Below are 4,682 nucleotides of genomic sequence, written 5' to 3'. Positions count from 1 at the left end.
AACGGCTTGACCTGAGCACGAGAGCCGGTTAATGGAACGGGTGAACAAGGAGATCAAACGCCGCACCGACGTCGTCGGGGTGTTCCCCAACCCCGCCGCTCTGCTGCGGCTAGCCGGCGCCGTTCTGGTCGAGCAGCACGACGAGTGGGAAGCCGGCGATCGCTGTTACCTCTCCGAAGCCTTCATGGCCGCGCTCCGCGCGATGGATACCGCGGAATCCGACACGCTGGAACAGGAGGTTGCGCTCCCAGAACTCATCGCCGCATAATCAAACAACTGACCTGCACGGTGTCGAGAAACTCCACCACTCAGCGGGACGTGACCCATGCTGATCGACTCCACGCTCGCGGCCGTCGCACGGCACATCCACGATCTTGATCCCGCCGCATGAGCCGTGCTTCTCTTACGAAACGGTAGATGAACCCAGCAGAATACTTGAGCCATCGGGCTGCGCTGTCGATGCTGCTCACTCAGGGTTGTGCTGTGGTGATGTCCCATTCGTCGAAATTGAACATACTCGAGGCTTCGGGTTGCTGCCAGAGGTCGCTGACGTCATCGATTGAATCGAATTCTTCGATTTGCACGTGAGTGTGCGCCGTGACGAGCAGCGCGACTTTCACCCGGGCTGAATTGAACAGATCGATGAAACCGGCACCGCCAGAGATCGCGGCCAATAGAGCTGTCTTGAGAGTTTCGACGTCGTCTTCCGGCGACAGGTAAAATCTGCTCTCGTTCACGGTCAGACGGTACGTGCTCATCGCTGAAGCCTCCTCGTTCGGGTGGGACGGAAGGCTCCACCGACGACTACATAGGCGGTACTAGGTGACCCCTGCTGCGCTAAACCTGTGTGCGCAAAAGCCAATGTAGATCAAATTCTCTAGACCCTGAATAGTTTTAGGCTGGCTATTTTGGGGCTTGACAAGCTGAGATACTTAAAAGGCGTCAATAGCTCAGGTATCGAGCGAATGGGAGGATCCAATGTTCGGTCAGTCCGGTCCGATTGAACAGGTCGATGGACTGCCAGCTGCAGCGTTAGTCTTCCTCCGTGCGATGAATCGCAACCGGCACCAGTAAGCGGCCGTTGCTAGTTTGACATTGTCGGAGCTCCGGTTCTTGTCGAGGATCGCTGAGCAGCGCGAAGCGGCACCGACGATCCTTGCAGCATCGATGAACCTCACCACGGGCGCCGTGACGGCGATCTCCGACAGGCTGGTGGAGCGAAATCTCATCCACCGGGTCGCACATCCGAGCGACCGGCGCGGAGTATTCCTCGAACTGACCGATTCGGGCGAAGACATCATGGCAGGCATCTACGACGACTTCCGAGGACGGCATGGCCGGGTCCCACTCCTCCGCATTGGGTTAACGCCCACGTTCGTCCGTTGACGTTTCCAGTCAAGCTGAAGACTCCCAGATCATTCTCCTGGCGATCTCTTGCTCATTGATCTTCTGGTTCTCGTGCCTTTGTGACGTTCGACGGTGGTCCATGCCGCGGAACCCACCGCGTCAATCACCTCCGACTCATTGACTGTCCTTGCAGCCACGACGCCGTGCCGCTGGGATCGGTAGGTGCGCGCGGCGATCTGGTGGCTCTGCTCCCGCAGGACCCGGCAGATCGACTCGACCGCGCAACCTTCAGCTCTCATCGTGTCGATGAAGCCCAGCATCAATGGTTGCGGGGGTCGAGTTCCCCCACGAAGAAAGTCGTCGCCGCTCGAAGTATCGCGACGTCTTCACGAAGGCGATGGTTCTCGGCCTTGAGTTTCTTGATCTCCGCATGCTCGACGCTGGTGACCCCGTCACGAGTGCCATCGTCGATATCGGCTTGCAGCACCCACCGGCGCACGGAATCATGGCCGACTCGAACCCGTCAATGACGGGTACTCCAACCGGTGCTCACGCACCAACCGCACAGCCCGATCACGGAGGGCAGGATCGATCTTCTTTGGCATGACATACGTCCTTCAACTCAAAAGGATGCGGCATCAAACCCGGGGCGCTTCAGTCAGCCCACGTCCACGCCCTGTCCAAGGCTCGTCTTGGCTGCCAAGGCCCAAGGCGTTCCCTGTCCAGAATTCAAGCGGAAGTCAGGCCCGAGAGATGCCGCGCCAAAACCTCACAATCAAGTGCCTGCGCCCCTATCGTGTCATTTATGCCGAATCGTGGGCTGAGCCTTAGGTGGCAGAGCACTGAATACAACGCGGCTTGGAATAGATGGTGATCATTTTCTCCGCCTCCTGGCTGGGTAGAACGATTGTCGGGGCTTCGTCGGCCGAGAGGCCGGCTATCAGGCCGGCCTCTCCTGCTCGGGGGTTTTACTACTCGTCGTCGTCTTCTGCTTCGAAGTCGCTGCCGCAGAGCCCGCAGCTGATCGCCGCGGCTGAATATACGGTCTTGGATACCCGAATCTTGCGGCCACAGTCGCAGAGCGCGGTCATGCCGTTGTTGTTCGACTTGCGGCCCCCGGCTGACATTTCGGTGAGGCGGTACGCGACGAGCGCGCTATCGAGCGTGGCGATTTCGTCGGCGTAGGTGCGTTCGGTGTCCGCGGGAACGGTCGTCACTGACCAACCAATCGACGGGTCTTTCTCTAGGTTGGGGTGGCTCGCGAATTCGTGAAATATCCGACGGCGGGTTCGAGCAGTGATCGCACCACTATTGAACCTTCCCGTACCCGATGCCGTGCCGGTTGGCCTGCCACTGGCCGAACGTCGCCCGATCGGGGCTGCCTGATGGGTGTCAGTATTCGTCATTTCTTATGAGTAAATTAGTTGACAATGTAGAAAGTACTTTATAGCGTGGATTCGCAATCATTCAACCCGGAGGCACCATGCCAGATTCATCACCCGTTCAACCCTCTCCCGAGGAAGCTGAGCAGCTTCTTGCCCATGCCCGACGAGTAAGCACTTCGGCGGTGGCAGGAGTGAGCTGGCCATACATCACAGCTCTTGTCGGTCTTGGTGCCGCAACATCACTCGGCACCTTAGCGATGAACCTCACCAGCGGAACGACATACTTCGTTTCCACGATTGCAATGCTCGTTTGGGTTGCACTCATTATTGGCGGTTTCATCGTGTTTGGGCGTGGATCGAGCAAGTTAGGGTTCCAAAAGCGCTGGGGTCGATATGTGACCGCCTGGGCTTTCAGTTACGGCATTGCTATTGTTTTCGCGACTTCCGAGTTGAAAGGCAATGTCTTTCTTGCCATCCTCGCCTCACTGTTGATCGCTGCTGTCACAGTGACGAGTGCCATCAAGGAAGCCCGCTCATGACGCCGATACCATCGCACCCACGCCACCTGTTGTCAGAGGTAATCCATCAAACCGTCCGGTTCTCGATCGTTGCTGCCTTGGCCTCTGCCGATTCCTTAGACTTTGCTACCATTCGCGACGCAATCCAGGTCAGTGATTCCGTTTTAAGCAAGCAGATCACGATCCTCGAACAGGCTGAAATCCTTGAGGTCAAAAAGGGTTATGTAGGAAAACGTCCCAGAACCTGGGTCAAACTGACACCCGATGGTCGCGAAGCCTGGGTCAATCATCTCGACGTTCTCCGTCAAATCGCCGGCGGCACAAGTGCAACCCAAAATTAGATCAGCATCCCTTGCGAGATTATTAGCAAACCACCCGGATTTTTCTAGTCGGGAAAGGTCCTGGGGTCAGCCGACGTACTTGGTCTCAATTCCCCGATTTTGGGCTACAGGTTGGTGCGTCAGCGAGCTACGCCGACCGGTCCCCGCTTTCTCGATGCGATCTGTGTGAGGACTGTAGCGATCAGGAGCCCGAGGGTCACACCCCCATGAAGACCTGTTGCCCATCGACGACCTGAATGCCCGCTTTCTGAAGCGCGAAGAGAATCGGCAACTCGATCACGTCGACTCCCAGAGGTTCGTTCGCGACGCCGAACTTCTCGAGTTCGCGCTTGATCTTCGCGGCGAGCTTCTCGGCGATCTCGGCGTCGGGGTTGAACGCGCTGCGCAGCGTCGAGATGCCTGCGCGGGAACCACTTTCGGCGCGCGGTCGCACCGCGCCGTGGTGGGGAGCGTGTGGGTCGGCGTCGGCTTTGGCTGTGGTGGTGTCGAGCTAAGGATTGAATAGCGAGTGGTGCTTCGCGGCCGATCCGAAGTCCCACATGATCGGGTCGGTGTTGCGCGTGAGCAGACCGAAGCGGATGAGCTTGTCCATTGTCCAGGTGCCAATGTGGGTCGATGTCATGTAGCGGATGTTGAGAAGTCGAACGCGAGGACCGCGCCGATTCGAGGTGTCCGGGGGTCTGCCGGGTTTCCGCGTCGGCGGGGCGGTCCCGGAAGGAGACCATGTTCTGGATTCGGCCCACGCGGGTGTTCTTTGCCCGGCGGGGCTTTCTCACCCGCCGTCTGGTCCGGGTCAGCGGCTGGTCGGGCCGGGCGAGGCGGCCGGGCCTGTCGCGGTAGATGGCCTGGTAGATCGTTTCGTGCGACGCCTGCATGGTGGGGTCGTCGGGGAAATCTAGGCGGAGCCGGCCTGCGATCTGCTCGGGTGAGAACCGGTCGCGGAGATCATGCAGCACCCGGCCGCGCAACGGGCCAGGGTGGAGCAGTCGGGCTGGTTTTGGTCGGCGGGTGCTGGGTGAATTCAATCGGTGGAAGCAACACCTCTATCTTGGAGGTGGGTCGTGGGACGACCGAGAGGTTTTATGGCTTCG

At 58.9% G+C, this 4,682-nt stretch carries 7 protein-coding genes and 2 pseudogenes; 4 read left to right on the top strand and 5 right to left on the bottom strand.

Going from position 1 to position 4,682, the window contains the following annotated elements; all coding sequences use genetic code 11:
* Positions 1–31: 31 nt before the first annotated feature.
* Positions 32–268 (top strand): annotated as a pseudogene (locus QN358_RS18625) (transposase); the annotation flags it as partial.
* A gap of 202 nt (positions 269–470) precedes the next feature.
* Here the strand turns inward: QN358_RS18625 and QN358_RS18620 are convergent.
* Positions 471–758, bottom strand: a complete 288-nt coding sequence (locus QN358_RS18620; RefSeq protein ID WP_323513249.1) for a hypothetical protein — start codon at positions 756–758, stop codon at positions 471–473.
* Between the two features lie 331 nt (positions 759–1,089).
* Between QN358_RS18620 and QN358_RS18615 the strand changes: the two genes are divergently transcribed.
* Positions 1,090–1,386 carry a MarR family transcriptional regulator gene (locus QN358_RS18615; RefSeq protein ID WP_323513248.1) on the top strand — a complete coding sequence of 99 codons (297 nt, stop codon included), beginning with the start codon at positions 1,090–1,092 and terminating at the stop codon, positions 1,384–1,386.
* Between the two features lie 50 nt (positions 1,387–1,436).
* Here QN358_RS18615 and QN358_RS18610 read toward each other — a convergent pair.
* Both QN358_RS18610 and QN358_RS18605 read right to left on the bottom strand, forming a co-directional pair.
* Positions 1,437–1,952 (bottom strand): annotated as a pseudogene (locus tag QN358_RS18610) (IS3 family transposase); the annotation flags it as partial.
* A 366-nt stretch (positions 1,953–2,318) separates the two neighbouring features.
* Positions 2,319–2,564, bottom strand: a complete 246-nt coding sequence (locus tag QN358_RS18605; RefSeq protein WP_323513247.1) for a hypothetical protein — start codon at positions 2,562–2,564, stop codon at positions 2,319–2,321.
* A gap of 266 nt (positions 2,565–2,830) precedes the next feature.
* Here QN358_RS18605 and QN358_RS18600 point away from each other — a divergent pair, with 266 nt between their 5' ends.
* Both QN358_RS18600 and QN358_RS18595 read left to right on the top strand, forming a co-directional pair.
* Positions 2,831–3,271, top strand: coding sequence for a hypothetical protein (locus tag QN358_RS18600; RefSeq protein ID WP_323513246.1), 441 nt, complete (start codon positions 2,831–2,833; stop codon positions 3,269–3,271).
* A complete protein-coding gene (locus tag QN358_RS18595) occupies positions 3,268–3,591 on the top strand; it encodes a transcriptional regulator (protein ID WP_323513245.1) in 324 nt (107 codons plus the stop codon). Before QN358_RS18600 ends, QN358_RS18595 begins: the two co-directional genes overlap by 4 nt.
* Before the next feature lie 196 nt (positions 3,592–3,787).
* Here QN358_RS18595 and QN358_RS18590 read toward each other — a convergent pair whose 3' ends face one another.
* Together QN358_RS18590 and QN358_RS18585 are read right to left on the bottom strand one after the other, a co-directional pair.
* The gene (locus QN358_RS18590) at positions 3,788–4,024 is read right to left on the bottom strand and encodes a hypothetical protein (protein WP_323513244.1); all 237 of its coding nucleotides are present in this window, start codon (positions 4,022–4,024) and stop codon (positions 3,788–3,790) included.
* Between the two features lie 57 nt (positions 4,025–4,081).
* Entirely contained in the window at positions 4,082–4,213 is a 132-nt protein-coding gene (locus QN358_RS18585) for a hypothetical protein (protein WP_323513243.1), read from the bottom strand.
* Between the last annotated feature and the right edge of the window lie 469 nt (positions 4,214–4,682).

Origin of the sequence: Subtercola sp. RTI3 (genome assembly GCF_035018625.1) — a bacterium.
Lineage (GTDB): Bacteria > Actinomycetota > Actinomycetes > Actinomycetales > Microbacteriaceae > Subtercola > Subtercola vilae.
Note: the sequence above shows the minus strand (reverse complement) of the source record. Positions and strands in the feature narration are given on the sequence as shown.

Coding starts and splice junctions, on each gene's coding strand:
- QN358_RS18620 (WP_323513249.1), bottom strand. CDS start 758: ATGAGCACGTACCGTCTGACCGTGAACGAGAGCAGATTTTACCTGTCG.
- QN358_RS18585 (WP_323513243.1), bottom strand. CDS start 4,213: ATGACATCGACCCACATTGGCACCTGGACAATGGACAAGCTCATCCGC.
- QN358_RS18595 (WP_323513245.1), top strand. CDS start 3,268: ATGACGCCGATACCATCGCACCCACGCCACCTGTTGTCAGAGGTAATC.
- QN358_RS18600 (WP_323513246.1), top strand. CDS start 2,831: ATGCCAGATTCATCACCCGTTCAACCCTCTCCCGAGGAAGCTGAGCAG.